This window comes from Bacteroides sp. 1_1_14 (genome assembly GCF_000162515.1).
In the GTDB taxonomy this organism is placed as follows: Bacteria; Bacteroidota; Bacteroidia; order Bacteroidales; family Bacteroidaceae; genus Bacteroides; species Bacteroides thetaiotaomicron.
In genome coordinates this window covers 322,222-348,622 of the sequence record NZ_GG774704.1, presented here as the reverse complement: position 1 = coordinate 348,622, position 26,401 = coordinate 322,222, and the positions used below count along the sequence as shown (strand labels likewise).

Genomic DNA, 26,401 nt, shown 5'->3' with positions numbered 1-26,401 from the left:
TATAATTCTGTTTTTACCGCCTGCGCTTTAGTCCTGATAGTAGACTCGCTTCACACGGTTCGAGATGCTGGTCAGCACTTCGTAAGGGATCGTCCCCAACTTATCCGAAAGTGTGGTTATCGGCAGGTCGTCACCGAAGATGACAGCTTTGTCCCCTTCCCTGCAATCGATATCCGTCACGTCAATCATACAGACATCCATACAGATATTTCCTACATAGGGAGCTTTCTTGCCATTCACCAGACAGTAAGCATTGCCACGTCCCAGATGGCGGTTCAAGCCATCGGCATACCCGATAGGAATTGCCGCAATGCGGGAAGGACGCGTCAGATGTCCCATCCGGCTATAGCCTACCGTATCTTCTCCGGGCACGTCCCGAATCTGAAGAATCGTAGTCTTAAGCGTACTTACATTATTGATAATCGAATTGTCGATTGGGCTTACCCCATAGAGTCCTATCCCCAGACGCACCATATCAAACTGCGCACCGGGAAAACGTTCGATACCGGCTGTATTGCAGATATGACGCAGAATCTTGTGTGAGAAAGCTTCCTGCAATTCCTGCGAACCTTTCTCGAACAGTTCAATCTGCTGACGGGTGAAGAAGTCGAATTGCGCCGAATCACTTCCCACAAAATGAGAAAATACCGATCGGGGAATAACCGCATTCTGACTTTTCAGACGACGGATCAACAACGGAATTTCATCGACGGAAAAACCAAGACGGTGCATACCCGTATCCAGTTTGACATGAATCGGGAAGTTGGTGATTCCTTCTTTCTCGGCCGCCTTAATCAGTGCGTCGAGCAAATGGAAGTTGTACACTTCCGGTTCGAGTTTATAATCGAACATCGTTTTGAACGATGTCAGTTCGGGGTCCATGATGATAATGGAGGAGGTGATGCCTGCTTTACGCAGTTCGGAGCCTTCGTCGGCAACGGCTACAGCAAGGTAATCTACATGATGCTCCTGCAATGTTTTGGCAATCTCGTATGATCCGGCTCCGTAGGCAGCAGCCTTCACCATACAGATCATTTTCGTCTCCGGATGGCGGAGCATGGAGCGATAGTGATTCAGATTGGCAACCATCGCACCCAAGTTCACTTCCAGAATCGTTTCATGCACTTTCAGTTCCAGCTCTTCCGATACCAGATCAAAGTTGAATACGCGGGAACCTTTTATCAGAATGACTTCCGAATGAAGGGTTTTGAAAATGCCCGATCTTAGCAAGGCGTCTGTATCGGGGAAGAAGTATCGTTCCGGCGTACCTTCGAAGCGAGCGGCACACGAAGAAATCTCCGCTCCTACACCGATCAGCTTGTTGATGCCCCGGCTCTTTATCAGTTGTGCTACCCGACGGTAAAGCGTAGCCGTACTCTGCCCTGTCTCCAAAATATCCGATAAGATAAGTGTCCGTTTCAGTCCTTTCTTTTCCGAACGGCGTACCAGGAAATCCAGTGCTATATCCAGAGAAGCCAAGTCCGAATTGTAGCTATCGTTGATGAGTATACAATTATTCTTGCCTTCTTTTACTTCCAGGCGCATGGCGATCGGTTCGAGCCGTGCCATCCGTTCGGTAATCTGATCGGCAGGAGTCATCAGATAAAGACAGGCTGCCAGGCAGTTCAACGCATTTTCGATGGAAGCATCGTCTATAAAAGGAATACAGAAGATATTATCCATATCCAGATAGCGGTAAGCAATCACAGTATGATCTTCTTTCTTTGTCACCTTGCTGATATAAAGAGGGCGCTCGATATCCTTGCAGCTCCATGCAATCTCACGGGCTGTCAGCATCGACTTTGCCACACAATTACTGATCAGCTCGTTATCTCCATTATAGATCACCACATCGCAATCTTTAAAGAGTGTCAACTTCTCCATACATTTCTCCTGCAATGAGAAGAAATTCTCCTGATGGGCACCGCCTATATTAGTCAGAATACCGATAGTCGGTTTAATCATGCGCTTCAAGGCCCCCATCTCCCCCATTTCGGAGATACCGGCTTCGAAAATGCCCAATTCGGCTTCTTCATTCAGTTGCCAGACGGACAAGGGAACGCCGATCTGAGAATTATAACTGCGGGGCGAACGGACAATGCAGCGGTCCGGACTCAATAATTGATGCAACCACTCTTTCACAATGGTCTTTCCATTACTGCCCGTGATACCGATTACCGGAATCTTGAAATTCTCCCGATGAGCCTCGGCCAGCTTCTGCAAAGCCTTCAAAGGATTCGCCACGATCAAGAAATTGGAGAAATCGAGAATGGAGAGTCGAGAGTTGGGAGTAGGCTGCGCACCATCCTGCTGCATAGCATTCTCCATTTTCCATTCTCCATTCTCCATTCTCTTAAAGTCTTCTTCCGTAACCACGAAGTTGCGCACTCCCCGATCATATAGTTCGGAGATATAGCGTGCACCATTATTACGTTTGGTGGGCAAAGCAAAGAAAAGGGTTTCTTCCGGAAAGCTCAAAGAGCGGCTATCTGTAAGTAGCCAATCAATCGTCGCTTCATGCTCTCCGACACGGCGTGCACCGATATATTCGGCTATGGATTCAATCGTATATGACATAGTTCTGTTTCTTTTTGAAAGTCTAAGTACGGGTATTTTCCGTTAAGTCGTTCGATTTTTAACACTATTTGTCCTAAAAAGCGTTGATACGCTTCCGACTCTGGATGAAAAGGCTTGTGTGACAAGTCTTTAGTAATATCTTCTATGGCAGTGATCACCTGCTTCGTTTCGGCAGAAAAGAAGGCCTCCGAAAAGCGTTCCCACAAATAACGGACAGCCAACGGAGACGGATGGAGCATGTCATCGGCATAGAAACGATAATCACGCAGTTCATCCAAAACGATCTCATAAGAAGGAAAGTAGAACACATGATCCGGGAAGAGCTGTTGCAGGCGGTCGATGGCAAGCAATAAGGTCGATTTACTCAACTGGTTGGCATGCATCCCGTCACGTATATGCCGGATAGGGCTGACCGTGAACAAGACCTTCAAGCGAGAGTTACGCGCCACCATACTGGTAATCAACGAAGTATATTCGTTCACGATCTCATCTACCGAAAGAATCCGGCGGTTGAAGCAGTTCTCCGGCAGTTTATGGCAATTGGAGACTACCTGCCTTGTTTCTTTCTGTTCATATACGTAGGCAGTGCCGAAAGTCAGCATCAGCCAGTCTAGCTCGTGAACCGAACGATGGGCCTGCGACAAGCGAGTGTTTATCTTTTCAAGTACTTCCTCCAGCGATGACGCAGAGAACAAACCATGATGCATCGGACTATGCCAGCACTCCTTATATAGGAATAAGTCTTTCTCCTGATACACCTTCCCCTTCAATATCTCCACCAAAGCCGTAGAGACCGACAGCGGATTATAGAGAATCCCGAAAGGATTCATATCAACACGAAACTTATTTTCAGCCAGCAACCTGCCCACGTTCTCTGCAAAACAAGACCCCATCAAAAGAATCCGTTCCGCATGACTGACAGGCGGCAAGCCCGCCGGTAGTTCTACCTTTGTTTGAAAATCCATATACTCTCCTTCTTTCGATTGTTTCTCTCTTGCAAAAGTACGACAAAGATACGATATTCCGCTTTATTTTAATCGCAAATCTATTCAAGGCTTGACAAATGGCTTTTTATGTTGTATATTTGTAGACCGAAAACAGAAAATCAATGAATAACGGATATAAAAGAATAGAAAACATGGATAAAACACAGTATCATATTACAACAAATACAGCTTATTCCTTCTCATTTTACTAAGGAATAAGATGATTGATATAGCCCAAAGGCTGCAAGCTCTATGAAGTTTGCAGCCTTTTTTGTTGCATTAATTCAATCTTTTTCCTACAAAATCTCATTTTAGAGTTTCTAATAAACGGAAGACACGTCTATAATAAACGATCATCAAATTTATTAATAACGATACGAACGTTTCTACAAGTTCATGTTCTCTTTTTTCATGCAACTTTTATTTCCCTAATAGAGATTCTATTTGATTAGTAATATTAGTCCACATTTCATATAATATAAAGAAAGTTACAGTTCTTCCGGGAACCCGACGGCACATACTTCAATATACCAACGACCGAATGGCATTCCACCCGCGTACTTCGCTTTAACAATAAGAATTTAGATAAAAAGAAAGGGCTTCCGCTTTCTTTTTCGTATTTTTGCACCAAATTTTCTCGAATCATGAAGAATGAACCGATATATAACTTGCTAAACTCAATCAACAGCCCCGATGATCTGCGCCGTCTGGAAGTAGACCAACTGCCGGAAGTATGCGATGAATTAAGGCAAGACATTATTAAAGAACTCTCCTGCAATCCGGGGCACTTCGCTGCCAGCCTCGGAACAGTGGAACTGACCGTAGCCCTGCACTACGTCTACAATACACCTTATGACCGTATTGTATGGGACGTGGGACATCAGGCATACGGCCACAAAATCCTCACAGGACGGCGTGAAGCATTCTCCACCAACCGGAAACTGGGAGGTATTCGCCCCTTCCCTTCTCCCGAAGAAAGCGAATACGATACATTTACCTGCGGACACGCTTCCAATTCGATCTCCGCAGCCCTCGGCATGGCTGTCGCCGCCGCCAAGAAGGGAGACGACCAACGTCATGTAATAGCCATCATCGGAGACGGTTCGATGAGCGGAGGACTGGCTTTTGAAGGATTGAACAATTCTTCTACCACCCCGAACAACCTGCTTATTATCCTGAATGATAACGACATGGCTATCGACCGCAGTGTCGGCGGTATGAAACAATACCTGTTCAACCTGACAACCTCGAACCGCTACAACCAACTGCGTTTCAAGGCTTCCCGCCTGTTGTTCAAGCTCGGCATCCTGAACGATGAACGTCGCAAGGCACTGATCCGCTTCGGCAACAGTCTGAAGTCAATGGCCGCCCAGCAACAGAATATATTCGAAGGAATGAACATCCGCTACTTCGGTCCTATCGATGGCCATGACATAAAGAACCTTTCGAGGGTATTGCGTGACATTAAAGACCTCAAAGGTCCCAAAATACTGCATCTCCACACGATCAAAGGAAAAGGCTTCGCCCCTGCCGAGAAACACGCCACCGAATGGCACGCTCCCGGCAAGTTCGATCCCGTCACCGGAGAGCGTTTCGTAGCCAATACGGAAGGAATGCCTCCCCTGTTCCAAGACGTTTTCGGAAATACACTGGTGGAACTGGCGGAAGCCAATCCAAGGATCGTAGGTGTAACTCCCGCCATGCCTTCCGGCTGTTCGATGAACATCCTCATGTCCAAAATGCCCAAGCGGGCTTTCGACGTAGGTATTGCCGAAGGCCACGCCGTCACCTTCTCCGGAGGAATGGCAAAGGATGGCTTGCAGCCTTTCTGCAACATCTATTCATCGTTCATGCAACGGGCTTATGACAATATGATCCATGATGTGGCTATTCAGAATCTTCCCGTAGTTCTCTGTCTCGACCGTGCCGGACTGGTAGGCGAAGACGGTCCGACACACCACGGTGCGTTCGACATGGCTTATCTGCGTCCGATACCTAATCTGACCATCGCCTCCCCTATGAATGAGCATGAGCTGCGACGACTGATGTACACGGCACAACTGCCGGATAAAGGTCCGTTCGTACTCCGCTATCCGCGTGGCCGTGGCGTATTGGTGGACTGGAAATGCCCGCTTGAAGAAATTCCTGTAGGCAAAGGACGGAAATTGAAGGACGGAAAAGATATAGCTGTCATCAGCATAGGACCTATCGGAAATAAAGCAAGGAGTGCCATCGCCCGTGCCGAGTCCGAATCGGGAAGAAGCATCGCCCACTATGATCTGAGATTCCTCAAACCGCTGGACGAAGAACTGCTGCACGAAGTGGGCCGCACATTCCGCCACATCGTCACCATAGAAGACGGAACGATTCAGGGAGGAATGGGAAGTGCCGTACTTGAATTCATGGCCGACCATGAATATACCCCGACAGTCAAACGCATCGGAATTCCGGATAAATTCGTGCAACACGGCACGGTAGCCGAGTTATATCAGCTCTGCGGAATGGATGAAGACAGCCTGACAAAAGAATTGCTGAAGCAATGTGAACTTCTGCCCGACATGAGCAAAATAAAAGAATTAACTAACTGAAGATGAAGATAATTATCGCAGGTGCCGGAAACGTAGGCACCCACCTGGCTAAATTATTGTCCCGGGAAAAACAGGACATTATCCTGATGGACGATGACGAAGAAAACTAAGTGCCCTCAGCGCCAACTTCGATTTGTTGACTGTCACGGCTTCTCCTTCTTCCATCTCGGGACTGAAAGAGGTAGGCGTGAAAGAAGCGGACTTGTTCATCGCAGTCACCCCCGACGAAAGCCGGAATATGACTGCCTGTATGCTAGCCACCAATCTGGGTGCCAAAAAGACTGTCGCCCGCATCGACAACTACGAATATCTTCTGCCCAAAAACAAGGAATTCTTCCGGAAACTGGGTGTAGACTCATTGATCTATCCGGAAATGCTTGCTGCCAAAGAAATCGTATCTTCCATGCGTATGAGCTGGGTACGTCAATGGTGGGAATTCTGCGGAGGCGCCTTGATACTGATCGGTACCAAGATGCGCGAAAAAGCGGAAATACTGAATATTCCCCTCCATCAACTGGGTGCACCGGACATCCCTTACCACGTGGTAGCCATCAAACGCGGAACGGAAACCATCATTCCGCGCGGAGACGATGTTATCAAACTGCACGATATTGTTTATTTCACCACTACACGCAAATATATTCCTTATATCCGGAAAATAGCCGGCAAGGAGGATTATGCCGATGTACGCAACGTCATGATCATGGGCGGAAGCCGTATCGCCGTCCGTACCGCTCAGTACGTGCCGGATTATATGCAGGTAAAAATTGTAGATAACGACATCAACCGTTGCAACCGGCTGACTGAATTATTGGACGACAAAACCATGATCATCAACGGCGATGGTCGTGATATGGACCTGCTCATCGAAGAAGGTTTAAAGAATACCGAAGCATTTGTCGCCTTGACGGACAATTCGGAAACGAACATCCTCGCCTGTCTCGCCGCCAAACGTATGGGAGTGGAAAAGACGGTGGCGGAAGTAGAGAATATCGACTATATCGGCATGGCGGAAAGTCTTGATATCGGCACGGTCATCAATAAGAAAATGATTGCCGCCAGCCACATTTATCAGATGATGCTGGATGCCGATGTATCCAATGTCAAATGCCTGACGTTTGCCAACGCCGATGTGGCTGAATTTACCGTACCCGCCGGAGCAAAGATTACAAAAATTTAATCAAGGATCTGGGATTGCCCAAAGGAACAACCATCGGAGGTATGATCCGCAATGGCGAAGGAGTGCTCGTAACCGGAGATACGCTGATTCGTCCTGGAGACCATGTCGTTGTATTCTGCCTGAGTATGATGATCAAGAAGATTGAGAAGTTCTTTAATTAAGTAATAGGTATTAGGTAATAAGTAATAACCGTAGCTGCTTGTACTTGACATTATATCTGATACTTGGCGCATAATACTTAATACCTATTACTTATTACTTAATACCTATTACTTAATACCTATTACTTAAAAAATGATTAATTCGAGGATGATATATCGCATCATGGGGTTTCTGTTACTGATAGAAACGGCTATGTTAATGTGTTGCGGTGGTGTTTCACTATTTTACAAGGAAGATGATTTAAACAGTTTTCTGCTTTCATCAGCTATCACGGCCTTTGTAGGTGTGATTATGCTTGCTATTGGAAGAGGGGCCGAAAAGTCACTCAACCGCCGCGATGGATATGTGATTGTCAGTGTAGCCTGGATTGCTTTCTCCTTTTTTGGAATGTTGCCCTATTATATAGGCGGGTATATTCCAAGTGTCACCGATGCCTTCTTCGAGACAATGTCCGGCTTCAGCAGTACCGGTGCCACCATCATGAATAATATAGAATCGATGCCTCACGGAATCCTTTTCTGGCGGGCAATGACTCAGTGGATCGGTGGTCTGGGAATTGTATTCTTTACGATTGCCGTTCTTCCGATTTTCGGTATGGGAGGTATTCAGGTATTTGCCGCCGAAGCCAGCGGGCCGACTCATGACAAAGTACATCCCCGTATTGGTGTTACCGCCAAATGGATCTGGGGCATCTATGCCGGTATGACGGGGACATTGATTATATTACTGGTATTCGGGGGCATGGGACTTTTCGACAGTATCTGCCACGCTTTCACCACGACCAGTACAGGTGGGTTCTCCACCAAGCAGACAAGTATCGAATATTACCACTCGCCTTACATAGACTATGTAATATCTGTTTTCATGTTCCTCTCGGGAGTCAACTTCACGCTATTATTGCTGATGTTCAATGGGAAAATAAAGAAGTTTATCCATGATGCCGAGCTGAAGTTTTATTTTATGTCTGTTGCCTTTTTCACGGTTTTCATAGCAGCCTGGCTTTATCAGACCAGTTCGATGGGAGCAGAAGAAGCATTCCGGAAATCTCTGTTCCAAGTAATCTCCCTACAGACTTCAACCGGTTTTGCCACTGCCGACTATATGCTCTGGCCTTCCATTCTCTGGGGCTGTCTTCTTATCGTAATGATAATGGGTGCTTGCGCAGGCAGTACGACAGGTGGTATCAAATGTATCCGCATGGTTATCCTCTTCAAAGTTGCCAAAAATGAATTTAAACATATTCTGCATCCCAATGCAGTATTGCCCGTACGGGTGAATAAACAGGTGATCTCCCCCTCTATCCAGTCTACCGTACTGGCATTTACATTTTTGTATGCAATCATCGCCATTATCAGCATTCTTGTCATGATGGGCTTCGGAGTGGGATTTCTCGAATCTATCGGAACGGTCATATCAAGTATAGGAAACATGGGACCGGGACTCGGCACGTGTGGCCCTGCCTTCTCGTGGAGTGAATTGCCTGATGCAGCCAAATGGTTGCTCTCCTTTTTGATGCTTCTCGGACGTCTAGAGTTGTTTACAGTATTGCTGCTGTTCAGTTCCGATTTCTGGAAAAGAAATTAAATCAAATATCATACATAAAAAAGGTGCCGACTATTAGCCGGCACCACCATACACCAATTCAAACCTTTCTTATCTAAAGAAATATTATATTTTTCTCAGAACAATCTTTCTTACTACTGGCTTGTTGATTTCGTAGATCTTGGAAATCAGAACATCCATCTCTTGTTCACGTGCGTCGCGAATTTCTTTAAACATCATCTTTGAATAAAGATCCCGACGTCCTTTCAACCACATGTTCTTCTCTACATTTTCATCCATCACTTCAATAGCCTTTCTGTCATTAGCAAACAATAAGCCTTTTTGTTGAAAGAAACCAAACTGGCACCACGCATATTCTCTAAATGTTCTTTCAAGTTCCCAACGATACTCATTGAGGTGCATGATAGTTAATGCCTGCTGGTATTGTGGAGTTTTAGATTCTGCAGCTAAATTTATACCCTTTGCCAAATCAGCAGCATCCCAGGTTCCTATTTCCTGATCGTCAATCAACAGTTTATATTGCCCCTTCAAACCGGTAACTTTCAGCAATTCAGTATTCATCTCTTCCATAAAAGGAACTTCTTTTATAACTTCTGCCTGACTCTTCTTAGAACCCCAGCCTCGTGCAATAGTATCCAAAGGATATGGTAACGCCTCTGCCAGATAATCAAAACTAATATCTTTACCTATTTTCTTAATATTTGAGATGGTACAACCTTCTGCCTTCACTGCTTGCTTCTTATTTGCATTGATTTCCATGTTGGCCACATCTTTACCAGCAAAACCTTGTGCTTTCAAGAAAAGATAAGCCATCACCATATGACCGTCATTGTCCGGATGGATACGATCGTTACCACAAAGAGTAAAACTAGGATCTTTTTGTTGAAGTTCCTGATTTATAGCTACCATAGGCGCATTCCAATCTGTAAATTCCCAACCATTTCTTGCAGCAGATTCTCTTTGATATTCTATAATTCTCTTAATAGTCTCATTTTTTTTCTTAAAGACCGTATTATCCTTTATTTGCGCAGTTTCATCATAAGGAGAAGTTCCCGTCATTACGATACGAGTATGTGGCAATTCCTTGAAACGTTTTTCCATCTGCTGGAAGTTCTTGATGCTTTCCTGATACTTCTGTTCACCAAATTCTTTCGCATTATCACCATTATATTCATAATAACCGGAATCATTCATACCGAAAGTCACCATCAATACAGTAGGATTTTTGCTAAAAATGTCACCATCCAAACGTTTATTCATATCATACGCTGTATCACCACCAATACCTCCATTGAATACACGAATAGGCATATTCGGGAAGCGGGTCATGTAATACAACCAGATAAATGAATGGTAACGACCACCATCCGTAATACTATTTCCTAAAAACACAGCTCTATCACCTTCCTTAAAAGGTTTCACGGTCTGAGCAAACGCAGTAGTATATGCCATGCAAACTGCTGCAACTAATACTAAAAACTTTTTCATGTTATCAATCTATATTTTACAAATACTGTTAATCTACTATGAGGGATAATTTAATAGTATAAACTAAAAATTTTATCACCATCTACTTTCTTTTTATTTTAAATTCTTCATTTTAAAATAAGAAAACTCTGCCGGTACATCCTTATCTCCATAATGTAGTAATCCCGGACGCTGCACTCTATCCCAACGAATCAAGGATTTACCCTTGAAAGGGGTATTCTGCACAGATTGCCATGTTTTTCCATCCAGACTTTTATAAAAGTGGAATATACACCCCTGTTCAACTTCCAATTTCAAATATATCTCTTTACTTGCAAAAGCTGAATCATAAAGTACTGACTCAATATCGTCTTTCACCACTTTCAAAATAAGTTTATCTCCTTCAATTCCCCAAGCAATCAGGTTTTTATCATCGCCATACAAGGTCAATCCTTTCAGTCCTTTGCCTGTGTTCATTACTTTCGTCTCACAGCTATACTGTGGAGATTGAGGACGTAAACATAATGCTGTACCATATTTATTGTTATTCTTTGGAGTACCGGATAAAAATAACTTTCCTTTCTTTAGCACAGCGTGTATATCTGAATAAGGATAATTCCACGTCCAATCAACTTTCAATTGATTCCCCTTAAAATTATCTTCAAAATCCGAAAGAGACTCTTGCTTTGTACCGACAAAAGGTATAGGCTGTTCAGCTATAGCCAAATTCCCAGTCTTGAAACGCACCCAATGATTATCCGTCATTTCCATTTCTTGCAAAATCGGTTGACGCCCGATAAAGAAACCATCTCCCTTCAAATAAGCGTGACACATATAAAACATACGACCATCAGATGTTCTCACCACAGTACCATGACCACATGATTTATAATCTCCTTCTCCGCCATGAAGAATGGGGTTTCCAGAATATTTTTCATAAGGTCCACCATAATTCCTTGCACGTGCTACATACACATCATAGTCACTAGAAGGACCACAACATCCATGAGCAGCGTATACTATATAATAGTAGTCGCCTTCTTTAAAATGGTACTGTCCTTCCATACCGATTCCCTTTTCATCTACTAAAAGAGTAAAAGGTTCACCATCCAAATGCAAACCATCAGCGGACAGTTTACATCCTAACAATTCTATCGGACGCGTATCCAAACCATAAGCTTTCCAACTGATATACAACTGCCCGTTATCATCATAAATAAATGCATCGATAGCTTCCTTTCCATACTCTACAATCGGACCATGATCGGTAAATTCATGTAAAGGAGAATCAGACGTAGCTACTCCGATATATGATATCCCGGTACTTTTTTGGCGGGCAGTATAATAACAGTAAACTTTATTATTATGATAAAACAATTCTGGTGCCCAAAATGAATTAGAAGTCCAGGACGGTTGCTTGGTAAAAACATGCCCTACCTGTTTCCAGTTTACCAGATCCTTCGAGGTAAACATTGGATAAAAAGGCGCCCATTCCGAAGAGGTACCCGTAGCATAATATGTATCTTCAATCCGAATGACAGAAGGATCGGGTACATCTCCCCGAATAACAGGATTTGTGAAGTAGTTTTGTTCTTGTGCCACCATTTGCAATGCAAAACAAATACCAAACAAAAAGAGTCCTATCTTTTTCATTGCATTTTATTTCTTAAAAGGATCATACATAGCAACTGCTACACGTGAATCTGCACAACCATAATATAAGTACCATTTCTGATTATGGAATACTAAACCTTCTATAAATACTGTTCCCGCGGGATATTGTCCGCTCTTCTCAAAATCTGATTCCGGAATATAGAATGGTTTATCCAATCGGTCAATCAATTTAGTCGGATCTTTAGCATCGAATAATGCTTGCCCGGCACAATAAGAATTAGCAGTATACAATGTATCACCCTCTGCACCTGACTTATTCTTACCATTATAAAGTAATAAAATACCTTTATCAGTCATGATTGCAGGTGGACCACACTCTGTCAAGTCACTATCAAATTTACCTTTACGAGGAGTAATTACTTTCAGAAAGTCTCCTTTTTCATCAAGCATCGGTTCCCAATTAATCAAATCCGTGGAAGTAGCTACGTTCACAAACTTTTCTCCCCAATACATCCAATATTTTCCATCAATTTTAGCAATCACTTGTTTGCCATCTACCAATTTTGTGACAATAGAAGCAGATTTGGAAAATTCATCAAAAAAACGTCCGCCATATGCTTTTGCAAAAGCCGGACCATATTTTTCCCATATCTGAAGATCACGAGAAGTAGCTACGGCAAGACGGGCCTGCTTACGATTCCATTGTGTATAAAGCATTACATAAAGGCCATCATCTGTCACAGCAACTCGCGGATCTTCACATCCCCCTGGCCATTCCAATTCTTTCTGGTTATCATCTGCCGGATAAAATACAGGAACAGTCATCCGGTTAAAATGCAAACCATCATCAGAATAAGCATACCCTAAGCGAGAAGTGCGTGAACCAATTCCTACCGCCGAATTATCTTCTGCCCGGTAAAGCACAACCACTTTACCATCATAAATTGTAGCAGCCGGATTAAAAGTATCACTAGATTCCCATGCTACCGAATCCTGCCTCATTGGGCAATAAAAAACAGTAGTGGTATCAGGAGAGACAATTGGGTTAATACCTTCCGGACGTTGAAAATCCGCCCATGCCCAATCGGGGAATTCGGATGTTTGCTTCTTCTCTCCACAGGAAGTAATCACTGCTGCAACCATCAGTAAATAAGCTATATGTTGAAATTTTCTTTTCATGATTGTTCTTTATAATAATTCATTAATTAAGGAAAAGATGGTGGAACGACCTTTGCTCCCCACTTCATGTCCGGTTTACCCGAAGTACTGTATTCGATAGTAGCTCCGCTGTTGAGCTGGTCCCAGTCTATCCATGTATTTTCATATGATTTTCCGTTTAGTTTCATGGATTTGATATAGATGTCCTTTTCTGAACCTCCCTTTATCACAATATCACCTTTTTTCAAATGTACCTTGACAGATGAAAAGATTGGAGTATTTACCGTAAATCCCCCCACACCCGGGATTTCCGGATAAAGCCCGATACAAGCAAACACATACCAAGCCCCCATTGTGCCCAAATCGTCATTTCCCGGGAGACCGTCTATCTTACTTGAATATTGCTCATTCAACACACGATTAATGATTTCCTGTGTTTTGTATGGACGACCAATCCAATTATATATCCAAGGTATGTGAAAACTCGGCTCATTACCGGAAGCAAACCATGCATCGTTATATCCGGCATCCAGGCGCGTAAAGAATTCATCCAACCGTTTCTCGGCTTTTTCCTTACCACCTATTATTTCTACCAGACCGGCAATATCATAAGGCACCATCCAAAAATAATTCTTATAAGTAGATTCACGAAAGTCTTCACCAAGAGATTTCCACGATCCGTCCGGATTACGTGATTGTAGCCAACCTGTGTCCGAATTATACAAATTCTTCCATGAACGGGCAAAATGAAAATAACGCCAACTGGCAAATTCATCTCCCACTGCATGCAATGCAAACTGTCCGATAGCAAAATCTGCTGAGGTATACTCCAATTGAATAGATGCATTATAATAACCCTTATCCAAATATTGCTTCAATCCCGGGCGAGTCTCCACATCTTGCGACTTAGAACCCGGTTCCTCCGCTCCTTTTCTCATAATCTTAAAGATAGGTTTCGGATCATAATTACGAGCTCCGAAAGCATAGGCATTAGCAATCAGAATAGGAGTCGGATCTCCCTGCATTACCCCTGTTTCAATATTAGCCATCACCCAACGAGGAAAAGAGCCACCGGACTGTTCTGCAAACAATTGATGGGAAATAACAATATCGGAAGCTACCTCCGGATCAAGCATGGATAATAATTGAATTTGTGTACGATACGTATCCCAATTACTAAAAGAAGTATAGTGTTTAGAACGTGACTTATGCACTCTGAAATCCGCTCCCATATATTCCCCATTCACATCGCTACAAACATTCGGGTGAATGAAAGAACGATATAAATGTGTATAGAATTGGGTCGTACGATCGGGATTGGTGCCCTCCACTTCAATCATACCCAAATAATGATTCCATTTTGCCTCCGCCTGATTCTGTATCTTTTGGAAATCCCATTCTGCATTTTCGGCTTTCAAATTTTCACGTGCATTTTCTACTGAAACATAAGAAACTCCAATCTTATATTGAATATTCTTCTTTTTGTTTACATCAAAAGTAAAGTATACACCAGAATACTCACCTTCTGCAAAAGTTGTATTTGGCATCAATTCTTCTCTCTTCCATGTACCGGTTTCAAAAGCATCAGTATCAAACTCTGCTACAAAATAGACTTTATACGGAGTACGGAGCCCACAGAAATTTCCTCCTTCTGCATAACCTTCACACTTATTCGGGGCAGTAATAACAATTGCTGCTTGTTCAATAGGAGTTGCAGAAATACCTCCACCAATGATTATTGTACCATACTGTTGATCTGCCGGATATTCATAACTAGCCATCCCCGTTCGCTCGGTCACTGTCAGTTTTGCCTTGATATCCTCTTGCACCATAGCCTCATAATAACCGGCATGTCCTTTTTCTTCAGATACATTTATACGATAGTTGAGGATGTTATCAGGTGACATTTTCAGTTTTCCCTTCACAGGGAAAGTGGGAAAATTTCCCATATGTTCACAACCACCACCACTCAACTGATTGATAACGAATCCCGACCTTTTGGAAAAATAAGATGGAGTAAATTGTACCATCCCATAAGGATAAGTTGCTCCCGGATAAAGATATCCGGAAGTCAGTCCGGTACCTTTTGTTCCAATCAACGTATTGACTTGATGGACATAGTCACCAGCCACAGCTTGTGTTGTAACCATTCCTTCTAAAACAAGAGAGAATAATAAAATAAATAAGAATTTATGTTTCATTCCGGATGTTCTTTTAGTAGAGTCTATTTCGAATAAGAAACAGGAATACCACTAATAGTACCCTGTTTCGCTATTCGGATAAAATCGATCGTATTATTGAACTTTATTCTTTGATTCTTTATTCTTTAGACAAAGAGAAAGGCGCAGCATACTTCGAAGTACATCTTTCTTTATTAGGCTGGCTTCCCATTTCAAATTTCAAGACTCCTCCTTCTGCTATATCATCATAATGGATATAGTTTTTATCTAAAAGTCTGCCATTCAAAGTAGCTGATTGTATATATAAATTTTCTTTACTATTTTCTGGTGCTTCAATCACAAACTTATTGCCATTTTCCATAGTTATGGTAGCCTTCTTAAATAATGGGCTGCCAATCACATATTCATCTGTACCCGGGCAAACAGCATATATACCCAATGAGCTCAGAATATACCATGAAGACATACCGCCTTGGTCTTCATCACCCGGATAACCTTTTTCTGTTGAATTATATAATCTCTCAACAATCTGACGTACCCAATATTGAGTTTTCCACGGCTGACCTGCATAGCAATACAAATAAGGCATGTGTTGAATCGGTTGATTTCCGTGTGCATATTGTCCCATATTAGCCAACTCCATTTCTTTCATTTCATGAATAACTCCACCATAAGTGCCCGGTTTAATTATGTTAGGAATAGTAAATACAGAATCTATTTTAGTAGTAAACTTTTCATCACTTCCAAACAAGTCAATCAAGCCTTGTACATCATGGAACACTGACCATGTATAATGCCATGCATTTCCTTCACAGAAAGGCCCCCCCCATTCCAGTGGATCGAATGGTTCCTGCCATTTACCATCAACACCCTTTCCACGCATAAATCCGATAGACTTATCAAAGACATTTTTATAGTTGTACATCTGACGGGCAAATACTTCTTGGTAATGTTTATTTCCAACCATTTTAGCAAGTTGATATCCGCAGAAATCATCATATGCATATTCCATAGTTTGTGCACTAGAACCCATTGATTCAGGATAAGGAACATATCCTAACTGGAAATATTCTTTCCAGAATCCACGTCCGTTAGCACCACCCCAAGGACCTTTATTCATTGCTTCATGCGCATAAGCCTTCAGTGCTTTTTCAGGATCAAAATCACGAATTCCTTTTGCCCATGCATCTGCCAGCAATGAAATAGAATGATTTCCTAACATTCCTCCTGTTTCACCCGGGGAAGACCATGAAGGCAACCAGCCGCATTGTTCCTGGGCTGCCAAAAGAGCATTCATATAACGTCCCTGCATTGTTGGATGCAAAATATTTGTCAAAGGGAATTGAGAACGGAATGTATCCCAAAATCCATTATCAGTATACATGTAACCATCATAAATTTTACCATTATATGGGCTATAATAATATGGTTCACCATTTTCTTTGCGTTCATAAAATTTGCGAGAGAATAAATTAGCACGGAAAAGACAAGAGTAGAAAGTCTTCATCTGTTCGTCCGTACATCCTTCAACTACAATTCTATTCAATACTTCATTCCAAGTCTTCTGACCGCGTGCTTTCGTTACTTCCAGATTCTTATCTTTACCGAGTTCTTTATTTAAAGTTATCAGAGCCTGCTCTGCACTTATGTATGAGGAAGCTGCTTTAGCCTGAACCTTCGAGCCTTTTTTAAATTTAATAAATGCACCATATCCTTTACCTGCTCCATCTAATTTCTGTGGAAACACTTCATCCTTTTGGTTTTCCCATACGCCGTAATCTTCGAAAGGTTTATCAAATTGAACAACAAAATAATTACGGAATGATTTTGAATCGTTCACAAAACGTTGATTATTTACCCAACCGGAGATTTGTCTCTTAGCCGGATCAATTTTGATTTCACTCATATCCGTATATCCGTCAAGTACCAAATAAGCATCTCCCGTAGTAGGATAGGAAAAACGTAAATGTACACCACGGGTAGTCGGAGCCATTTCAGTAGTAATGCCATTATCGAATGTTACTTTATAATAATGAGGTTTAGCTATCTCATTATTGTGACTAAACTTGGTAGCACGAGCATCTTGATTTACAACCAGCTCCCCTACCATCGGCATGAAAGAATATACAGCATAATCACTCACCCAAGGACTACATTGATGTGATTGGCTAAAAGCACGAATCTTATCAACAGCATACATATACTTAAATCCATCCCCATTTTTACCTGTTTGCGCAGACCACATATGCATACCATAAGGCATACCTGTAGTAGGATAAGTATTACCGTAGCTCAAACCAAAATTAGAATCGGTACCTTGTAGCGTATTCACATACTGTACCAGATCTTTTAGCTGAGCATTCATCACAGTCGAATACAAAAAGAAGATAATTAAATAAACTAGTTTCTTCATGGTTTATTATTGAATATATTAATTAAATAAAGACTTACTATTTATTGACATAAGTAATACCTTTCCAATCATCAGTACGGAAAGGAGACATTGGCAGATCCGCACCGTTATACATATTGCATATCGGATAATCAGCCCATGCATAACGTACTGCAACCGGGAGGGTAACTTCAGATGAGGAAACAACAACTGTATTTCCTTCGATCACAGCATCTGCCCAATGAAATTTATGGTCTACACCAGCAATGGTAAATCCTTTCGGCATTTCGCCATTCGCCGTCTTCAGACCACCATCAATATGATCAAAGAAGATACGAATTTTATTTCCTTCAATCTTATAAGATTTATATATCGGACCGGAATAAGGAATCTTCTCGCCATAAGTCTGCGCCCGGGCCGCTAATGCCAAGCGTCTACCCACTTCTTGCTTGTTCTTCGGATGAATATCAAACTCCTCACCTATATCAATTGCCACAGCCATACCTGTATTTTGCAAATGTAAAGTCCGAGTTTGAGCTTCTCTCAATTCCGCCCAAGTAGATTCAACAGGAGCTGTTTGTTTCGCTGTAAAACTAGCTAACTGCACCATATAGAAAGGAAAATCATATCCCCAGCGATTTCTCCAATCAGTAATCATCAACGGCATTAAATCACGATACTGAAAAGCCTCTCCCGCATTTGATTCTCCCTGATACCAAATGGCTCCTTTGATAGCATAGGGAATCAGTGGATTAAGCATAGCATTAAATAAGAAAGTAGGAGAATTCGGATTCCATGACATATCAACAGGCATTGGTGCAACCTCTCTCATATCTAAAGAAACCTGATATTTCCAATTACCAGCCAACTGGATAGCTTCTGTATCGGAAAGATGAAGTGAAATACTTTCAGGACTTCCATTGATACCACCAGTACCACCAGTATCCATTACACGTACAGCAATCACCGCTTTTCCCTTCTTCACAAGTTCTTTCGGAATCTTATAGCTTCTAGGTGCCATCCATCCTTCTGTATGTCCTATCTGTATACCATTGAAATAAGTAAAATCATTATCATCAATAACACCTAAATTCAAGATCAAATCTTTTCCTGCCCAACCAGCAGGAATATCAATTGTTTTCCTAAACCAAACAAGCCCACTAAATCCTGGTAAATCTTGTTCTTGCATCAAACCTGGAACTTTCATAGATTTCCATGCCGCATCGTTAAAATCAGGAGCTGCCCATATAGCCTCCCCATTAACACACCCCTTGTCAATTCTTTCAACTTCAGCTTTCCAAGTCTCAACATCTTCTTCAAACTTTTTCTTGCGTCCTTCCTGAGATGCAGGCAAACCGACCAATGCTTCGAGTCTTTTCTTCATACTCGGTATAGTGGATAGTGCCTCATTACTGGTCCATGTTTCTATAATTGTTCCTCCCCAAGATGTATCAATCAATCCTATTGGCACATTACGGTATTTATTCAAATCACGTCCAAAGAAGTAACCTGCTGCAGAAAAGTCCGCTACACTCTTTGATGTACACACTTGCCAACCATTCTCTTTTACTGTAATATTCTCAACAGGTGTAGGACTCATCGCATTTTCTACCAATAAGAAACGAATATTAGGATAATTATTTGCCTCTTCTTTCTCCTGTTCATAGTTCTTCACCTTACCCCAACCTTCTACCTGCATTTCCATGTTGGATTGTCCGGAACATATCCAAACTTCACCAATCATTACATTAGAAAGCTTCACCTTTTTACCATCAGAAATTGTAATATTATAAGGGCCACCCGCTACTGGGGTAGCAACTTTCGTACTCCACTTCCCTTGTGCATCAGCCTGAATAGTATATTTTTTCTGATCCCATGAGGTCGTAATTTCTACTTTCTTATTAGGCTTAGACTCGCCCCATATAGGGGCTTGCGTTTGTTGCTGTAACACCATATTATCCGAAAATATCGGAAGCAATTTCACTTGTGCAGAGAGTGTAGCACTCCCTAATAGAAAGAATAGAGAGATTACAAAATTCTTATTCATATTAACTACTTTTTTATAGTATACAATTTTTCAATTTACTTTATGACGAACAAATATACAATAACCACTAAACTAACTTCTTAAAAAAGTAAAAGAGAATAATGTTTTTATAGCAAACATTATTCTCTTGTTATCTAAACCCTACTTATTTACTAGAAGCCCAACTGAACTCCAAAGTTTATAACACGCTGATTCATATAAGCATCACCAGCTGTATTGGTCTTAATTTCAGGGTCTTGCTGATATTTATCATAACCGGTAAAAGTCAGTAAGTTATAAGCATTTACATAAAAACGGACATTGTCTAAGAACTTAGGTAATGCTGTCTTGGGAAGTTGATAGCCCAAGTCAACAGTCTTCAAACGAATATACCATGCATTAATCAGCCAAAAATCCGAATTATAAGCAGAAGCACTATTTATTGTACCATCTTGCATTGTCAAACGTGGGAACTCAATACTTTCTCCATTTTCATAACGTTCCTGTGTCCAACGCTTTTGGTGAAGTGGCTGGAACTGACTCTTACCAGACTCAATCCCTGTTCCATTGATAGCAAAACTATAATCAAACGATCCTTGGAATAAAACACTGATACTAAACCCTTTCCAACTTCCTCCAATCGTCCATCCTAATGTTGTAGTAGGCAAGTTCGGTTTGCCAATAGCACGTTTATCAAAATCATTGATAGTACCATCACCATTCAAATCTGCATACTTTAAGTCACCTGCCTGCACAGCAATATCAGGTTTAGCCGGAGCGTCCGCAGCACCAGAATTAATCTTTTCAATATCTTCCGGTGTATAATAGCCAATCCAATGATAGCCAAAAGGCTGCCCAATCTGTCTACCCGTTTCTCTCAACCATTCATATTTCTGTTGAGCCTCAGCTTTATAATCGACTCGATTTTTAGCATAACCAAATACAAAATTGGTATTAAAATTGAAGTTACCAAAACGGTCTTGATAACCAATCTGTCCATCAAAACCTTTATTGGTAGTTTCTGCTACATTTTCAGGAGACAAGCCGATACCTAATATGTCCGGAATATCATTTCTGGTAACTAGCTGATCATAACGTTTATCTATAAACCAGTCGAAAGTCAAGGAGAATTTATCAAACAAATTCATATCTACACCAACATTAAACTTTCTCGCTTTCTCCCACGTTACATTTAAATTTCCTAAATCACCTTCTTTGATGCCACTAACACCAAAGTTGTTACCTTCACCAAACGTATAAGAATCACCTGTTTTATATACTTGCCGATACAGATAACGATCGCCGCTTGCTACATCTGACCCTACAAGACCATAGGAAGTTCTAAACTTCAATAACTGCACATTCCTTCCCAACCAATCTACATTCTTGAAAAAGTCTTCTTGAGAGATAGCATAACCTATAGCCAATGCTGGAAAGAATCCGAAATTGTTATCTTTACCAAAACGATCGGTCCCATTATATGCCATGTTCAAATCTACCAAATATTTATTTTTATATTTATAGCCTAGCTGCATCGTATAACCTTCGAAATTATTGGGAACAGCTGCATCCTTTTCATTTGTTGTACTCTGACGATTGTACAAAAACATAACATTTACATCATGTGCATTATTGAAAACATGAGCATATTTCAAAGATGCTTTGATATTCAAATCTTTGATAGCTTTATCTGTACTGTTATATACAAAATACTGCTCATAATCATAGACTCCATTCGGATTGATATTATACAAACCTGTTGCAGAATCGTAATGATAAGTCGGATATCGTGTACGCATCACTGCACGATAATTTTCATCACTACTGGAATATGCCAATTGAAAATCAGCTGCAAGCCCTGGCGTTAAGAAGTCCATCTTCCATGTTGCACCATACAAAATATTATTATCATTACGTCTAGTACGTTTATATCCTTCATTTGCCAACCGTGCGTTCAATGTCGGTTTTCTATCTTGCGTATCATATAAATAAGCAAATGAACCATCCGGATTCAAAAGTGGAGCCGAATAAGGGTGCATTTTAGAGAAATCATAAAGCTCACCTGTTACATTCATATTGTACGGTTCATTGATATCCATGAAGCGTGAAGAAACGTCCAAACGCATATTGAAGTTATCAGTCACATCAAAATCAAGATTAGTGCGATAATTGAAACGACGATAGGAATAATTAGGATTCACACCATCACCAGAATTACCCCCAAAGTCTTTTACCAAGCCATTCTGAGTAAAATATCCCGCAGAAACAAAATATCTCAATTTCTTAGAACCACCTGAGACATCAACATTTATGTTCTCCTGAAATGCCATTTTCTTAAAAATCTCATCATACCAATTGACATCAGGATGCCCATAAGGATCAGTATGATCTCTGAAAGCGATCATATCGTCTTCAGTATACGGGAAATCAGACAAAGTACCATCATTCGTATGTGCTTCCTTTACTAATTGTAAAGATTCGTAAGCGTTCAGAAATTTAGGCGTACGAACTGGGGTTTGCATACCAGTTTCCAAACGTACATTAATTTTCGGTTTACCTTGCTCCCCACGACGAGTCTTTACTACTAATACACCATTAGCACCTTTGATACCATAGATGGCCGTAGTAGAAGCATCCTTCAATATTGATATACTTTCAATTTCGTTGACATTAATTTGAGACAACTGTTCATAAGTATACTGCATGTCATCCACCATAATCAACGGTTTATTACCATCATTATTCAATGAACTGACACCGCGGATAAAGAAGTCTGAAGCATCTTTACCTGGTTGACCAGACTGTTGCTGACTAAAAAAACCCGGCAGCTTTCCTGTCAAAGCATTCTGTACACTACTAGTTGGAACATTACGAATCTCACGTGCCTGTATTCCACTAACTGCACCTGTCAACGTTATACGCTTAGCCTTACCATAACCAACGACAACGACTTCATCCAAATTTGTTTGATCAGGAGCCAATTCTACATTCAGCATTTGCTGACTATTTACTTTAATGCTTTGTTTCTTAAAACCGATATAAGAAAACTCCAATACAGCACCTTTGTTTACATTTAATTGGAAATTACCGTCAATATCGGTAATTGTACCCACTGTTGTACCTTGTATTTTTACATTTACCCCCGGCAACAACTCACCATCGGCTGAAGAGACAATTCCCTTCAAAACGAACGATTGACCGAACGCCGAGATAAAAAGGCTTATACATACTAATATTAATAATAGTCTTTTCATAATATTACCACTTCGGATTTTGAATCATGTTATCATTCTTAACTACCTCATTATATGGGATCGGATATAAATAGCGTTTCACATCAAACGTCGTACTTAGGACATCCACTTCATTGAAACTCGTAGTATTTCCTTTTACCCTAATCTCCAAACCTTCCAAAGGATTCTTAAATATCTCTTCAGCAATTCTCCATCTGCGAATATCCCAATATCGTTGTTCTTCAAATGCCATTTCAATACGCCGTTCGTTTTGAATCACTTCACGCATCTCTGCCTGTGTCATATTTTTCTTAAGCCCATAAGGAGATTCATCATTACCTGATTCAATACCAGCACGTGCCCGTAATGCAATGATAGCATCGTACACATCCTGAGAAGGAGAAGAAAGGTACTCATTCATTGCCTCTGCATAATTCAACAACATCTCTGCATAACGAAACATAACCCAAAGATGTATTTTATTCCCATATTGAGACTCTTCACCAAATTTACCCATAAACTTACACATATAATAGCCCGTCTTAGAATATTCAGCAGAGTTAGATGGATTATTAACTCCTCCGATTGAAATATCAAGCGTATTATTCAACCAAGATGACCCATGATGCAGTATTGTATAATCCAAACGTGGATCACGGTTTTCATATGGATTACTCTGATTAAGAGTATATTTACTACCTTGTCCAGCAAACATGCCGTCCTTCATAGGGAAAGCGTCTACCAAATTTTGAGTTGGAAGCGTACGTCCTTTACCTAAATTGTCACCAGAAAATCCTAAAGGCCCATTATTGCTTTCTATAGACTTATCTTCCCCCCCCGGACGATAAAAAATGACTTCAGGATTATTAGTTTTATTATAAAAACCTAAAAAGACGTCACGAAAATCCCGATTATCGCCATCAGATGTAGACTGTGTTAAACCATATGCCCCATTACCATTCGGACCGTACTCATCAATAAATGTCTTGGCAGCCTTAGCCGCATCATTCCAACGCTCTCTATCATAAGAAGCATAGCCTATCAATTCATTACCAATCTCAATAGGACGTTCATTAAATAAAGGACTCGCTGCATATAATAGTACTCGAGACTTTAAAGCTAGACAAGCCTCACGAGTAGGAGTATGTGCATATTGTTCAAAATCAGGCATTGGATTGGTACGCAAATCATCTTTAATATCATCTAATTCATCACAAATATACTGTACACATTGCTCAAAAGTATTTCTTGGGATCTCCATATCATCACCCAATATATGTACATCATCACCCATCAAAGGAACACCACCATAGCGTTTCACTAATTCGAAATAGAAATAAGCCCTCAAGAAACGCGCTTCTGCTTTCATTGTAACATTCAATGGTTTGGTTTCTCCCTTTGCGTTCTTATAAGTCAGCATAAAAGGGACAACATCAATATGATTAATCAGAATGTTTGCCTTACGGATTCCTGAATAATACTCTTTCCATCGCATATCCGATTCAACACGTGTACTCGCAGTATACCGTCCCATTGCCAACTTATAAACATCCGGGTCAGAAACATTTATAGATATAGCATCATCAGACGCAGCATCTAAATAATCACTTCCTACACGATTGTGCCCGTTTTGCAACGTGGCATAAATATTATTCATAAACTTTACCGCATTCGTACCAAGAGAATCGGTTTTTGAAAATACAAAATCAATTGATACCAGTTCAACTGGCTCTGGTTCATACCCATCGGTACAGGATACAGCTGTAAACAACAATCCAACTCCGATTAGCGTCAAATATTTATTTCGTATCATAGATATCATAGTATATTAGAATTTAACATTAATACCTGTGCTGATGCAACGTTGTAGCGGATAGTTACCGAAGCTAACTTCGGGATCAACGAGTTCATTAGCAGCTTTTGTGAATAAGTTTTGTCCACTTACGAAAACTTTCACACGTGCTCCACCCAAATAATTACGACAGAATGAATCAGGTAAGTTATATCCTAAACTAACATTTTTCAACCGAATATAATTACCGGAACGTAACCAAAAAGAAGAGCCCCAGCCATTGCCTTGATTATACTTATTACCACCAGCACTCAACCTCGGGAAAGTTGCAGTAGCAGCAGTTTCTGGAGTCCATCGATCCAGCATATTCTCATATGCCTGTCCATAAACTTGTCCTTGAGTTTGAAAACCTTCCAATAAATTCCAATCACTCATTAAAACATCTTTATTGTACACTCCTTGCCAAAACATTGAGAATTCTAATCCACGCCATTCGAAACCTAAATCAATACCAAAATAAGAGAGTGGTTTATCGCCACCAATCATTACCTTATCAAAGTCATTGATAACTCCATCGTTATTCTGATCTTTGTACTTGATATCACCAGGCTGAATATTGTTAAATCCTTCAATTACAGGACTCTTTGTAATTTCGTCTTGAGAAGTGAAAAAACCTTCTGCTACCAAACCGAAGATTGCCCCTTTGGGTTTACCTGTAGTACGCAGATATTCATAAGGCACTTTTTGTTCATCTTTATATAACACTTTACTTTGCTCACAACTCCAGTTAGCAGATGCATAATAATTAAAATCGCCAACGTGATCTTGATAGGTAATTGAAAATTCGCCTCCATACCAACGTTCTTTAGCAATATTTTCATCTGGATAATTCTGGCCAATTAGTTCGATACTTTTTCCACGAGCCTGCAACAAGTCATAATATTTATCATTAAAATAATCAGCAGTTACCTGTAATTTGTTGTTAAACAAAGCTATATCTACACCAATATTCAGTTTATTGCCTTTTTCATCGGGTAAGTCAAGGGCATTGCTGCCCCCTTCTCCCCTAAGAACCGTACATGAGAGTTTCCCCTCATACGGCTCAAGCAACTCAATATTTCTATTTGTTGTTAGAAATCGGCTCATACTTTCAACATTTTCGTTTATTTCGCTTGTAGCAGTTGTTGTGGACAAGTTGCCGTACAATCGAACCACCAACAGATATTTCGTTGACGTTCCATGCTTTTGTACAATCTATTTCCTTGCCGCATAACGGACAAATCCGGTTCTGCTTGTTCCATAAATATAAGAGAGACTTACGTCCCTTGAGAGATTCCAGCATTTGTTGCTCCTTTCGCTGAAAGAAATAATCATCGTATTCCGGGTCGAAAGGGTTTGCCTCACCTTTGATTTGCTTGTACGGGGTATAATGTATATCCGACAACCTTTTAAGGGTCAGGTAGTTCACTTTCTTGCTCTTGGT

General features: G+C 41.1%; 12 protein-coding genes and 3 pseudogenes. 3 read left to right on the top strand and 12 right to left on the bottom strand.

The features are described 5' to 3' along the window. Window positions 1–27: 27 nt before the first annotated feature. Together HMPREF9007_RS16465 and HMPREF9007_RS16470 are read right to left on the bottom strand one after the other, a co-directional pair. On the bottom strand, window positions 28–2,577 hold the full coding sequence (locus HMPREF9007_RS16465; RefSeq protein ID WP_008760984.1) for a bifunctional UDP-N-acetylmuramoyl-tripeptide:D-alanyl-D-alanine ligase/alanine racemase: 2,550 nt from the start codon (window positions 2,575–2,577) through the stop codon (window positions 28–30). Further along, on the bottom strand, window positions 2,553–3,542 hold the full coding sequence (locus HMPREF9007_RS16470) for a GSCFA domain-containing protein (protein ID WP_008760983.1): 990 nt from the start codon (window positions 3,540–3,542) through the stop codon (window positions 2,553–2,555). Before HMPREF9007_RS16470 ends, HMPREF9007_RS16465 begins: the two co-directional genes overlap by 25 nt. A gap of 665 nt (window positions 3,543–4,207) precedes the next feature. Between HMPREF9007_RS16470 and dxs the strand changes: the two genes are divergently transcribed. The 3 genes and pseudogenes from dxs to HMPREF9007_RS16485 all read left to right on the top strand — a co-directional run bounded on the left by dxs (window position 4,208) and on the right by HMPREF9007_RS16485 (window position 9,077). After that, complete coding sequence (dxs, locus tag HMPREF9007_RS16475) at window positions 4,208–6,151, top strand: 1-deoxy-D-xylulose-5-phosphate synthase (protein WP_008760982.1); 1,944 nt, start codon at window positions 4,208–4,210, stop codon at window positions 6,149–6,151. Window positions 6,152–6,153: 2 nt separating this feature from the next. After that, window positions 6,154–7,492: pseudogene (gene trkA, locus HMPREF9007_RS16480) on the top strand (Trk system potassium transporter TrkA). Window positions 7,493–7,625: 133 nt separating this feature from the next. Beyond that, window positions 7,626–9,077, top strand: a complete 1,452-nt coding sequence (locus HMPREF9007_RS16485; protein ID WP_008760981.1) for a TrkH family potassium uptake protein — start codon at window positions 7,626–7,628, stop codon at window positions 9,075–9,077. Window positions 9,078–9,161: 84 nt separating this feature from the next. Here HMPREF9007_RS16485 and HMPREF9007_RS16490 read toward each other — a convergent pair whose 3' ends face one another. The 10 genes and pseudogenes from HMPREF9007_RS16490 to HMPREF9007_RS16535 all read right to left on the bottom strand — a co-directional run. Then, on the bottom strand, window positions 9,162–10,544 hold the full coding sequence (locus HMPREF9007_RS16490; RefSeq protein ID WP_008760980.1) for an SGNH/GDSL hydrolase family protein: 1,383 nt from the start codon (window positions 10,542–10,544) through the stop codon (window positions 9,162–9,164). 93 nt (window positions 10,545–10,637) lie between these two features. Further along, window positions 10,638–12,176, bottom strand: a complete 1,539-nt coding sequence (locus HMPREF9007_RS16495) for a family 43 glycosylhydrolase (protein ID WP_008760979.1) — start codon at window positions 12,174–12,176, stop codon at window positions 10,638–10,640. A gap of 6 nt (window positions 12,177–12,182) precedes the next feature. Continuing rightward, window positions 12,183–13,316 (bottom strand): glycoside hydrolase family 130 protein, encoded by a 1,134-nt coding sequence (locus HMPREF9007_RS16500; protein ID WP_008760978.1) that lies wholly within the window; start codon window positions 13,314–13,316, stop codon window positions 12,183–12,185. 26 nt (window positions 13,317–13,342) lie between these two features. Then, window positions 13,343–15,496, bottom strand: a complete 2,154-nt coding sequence (locus HMPREF9007_RS16505) for a GH92 family glycosyl hydrolase (protein ID WP_008760977.1) — start codon at window positions 15,494–15,496, stop codon at window positions 13,343–13,345. Window positions 15,497–15,614: 118 nt separating this feature from the next. Continuing rightward, a complete protein-coding gene (locus HMPREF9007_RS16510; protein WP_008760976.1) occupies window positions 15,615–17,888 on the bottom strand; it encodes a GH92 family glycosyl hydrolase in 2,274 nt (757 codons plus the stop codon). Between the two features lie 37 nt (window positions 17,889–17,925). Then, window positions 17,926–19,914 (bottom strand): sialate O-acetylesterase, encoded by a 1,989-nt coding sequence (locus HMPREF9007_RS16515; RefSeq protein WP_008760975.1) that lies wholly within the window; start codon window positions 19,912–19,914, stop codon window positions 17,926–17,928. Window positions 19,915–20,066: 152 nt separating this feature from the next. Next, the gene (locus HMPREF9007_RS16520; RefSeq protein ID WP_008760974.1) at window positions 20,067–23,147 is read right to left on the bottom strand and encodes a TonB-dependent receptor; all 3,081 of its coding nucleotides are present in this window, start codon (window positions 23,145–23,147) and stop codon (window positions 20,067–20,069) included. A gap of 4 nt (window positions 23,148–23,151) precedes the next feature. Beyond that, complete coding sequence (locus HMPREF9007_RS16525; RefSeq protein ID WP_008764317.1) at window positions 23,152–24,948, bottom strand: RagB/SusD family nutrient uptake outer membrane protein; 1,797 nt, start codon at window positions 24,946–24,948, stop codon at window positions 23,152–23,154. 6 nt (window positions 24,949–24,954) lie between these two features. Continuing rightward, window positions 24,955–25,947: pseudogene (locus HMPREF9007_RS16530) on the bottom strand (SusC/RagA family TonB-linked outer membrane protein); the annotation flags it as partial. A gap of 121 nt (window positions 25,948–26,068) precedes the next feature. Further along, a pseudogene (locus HMPREF9007_RS16535) lies at window positions 26,069–26,401 on the bottom strand (group II intron reverse transcriptase/maturase); the annotation flags it as partial.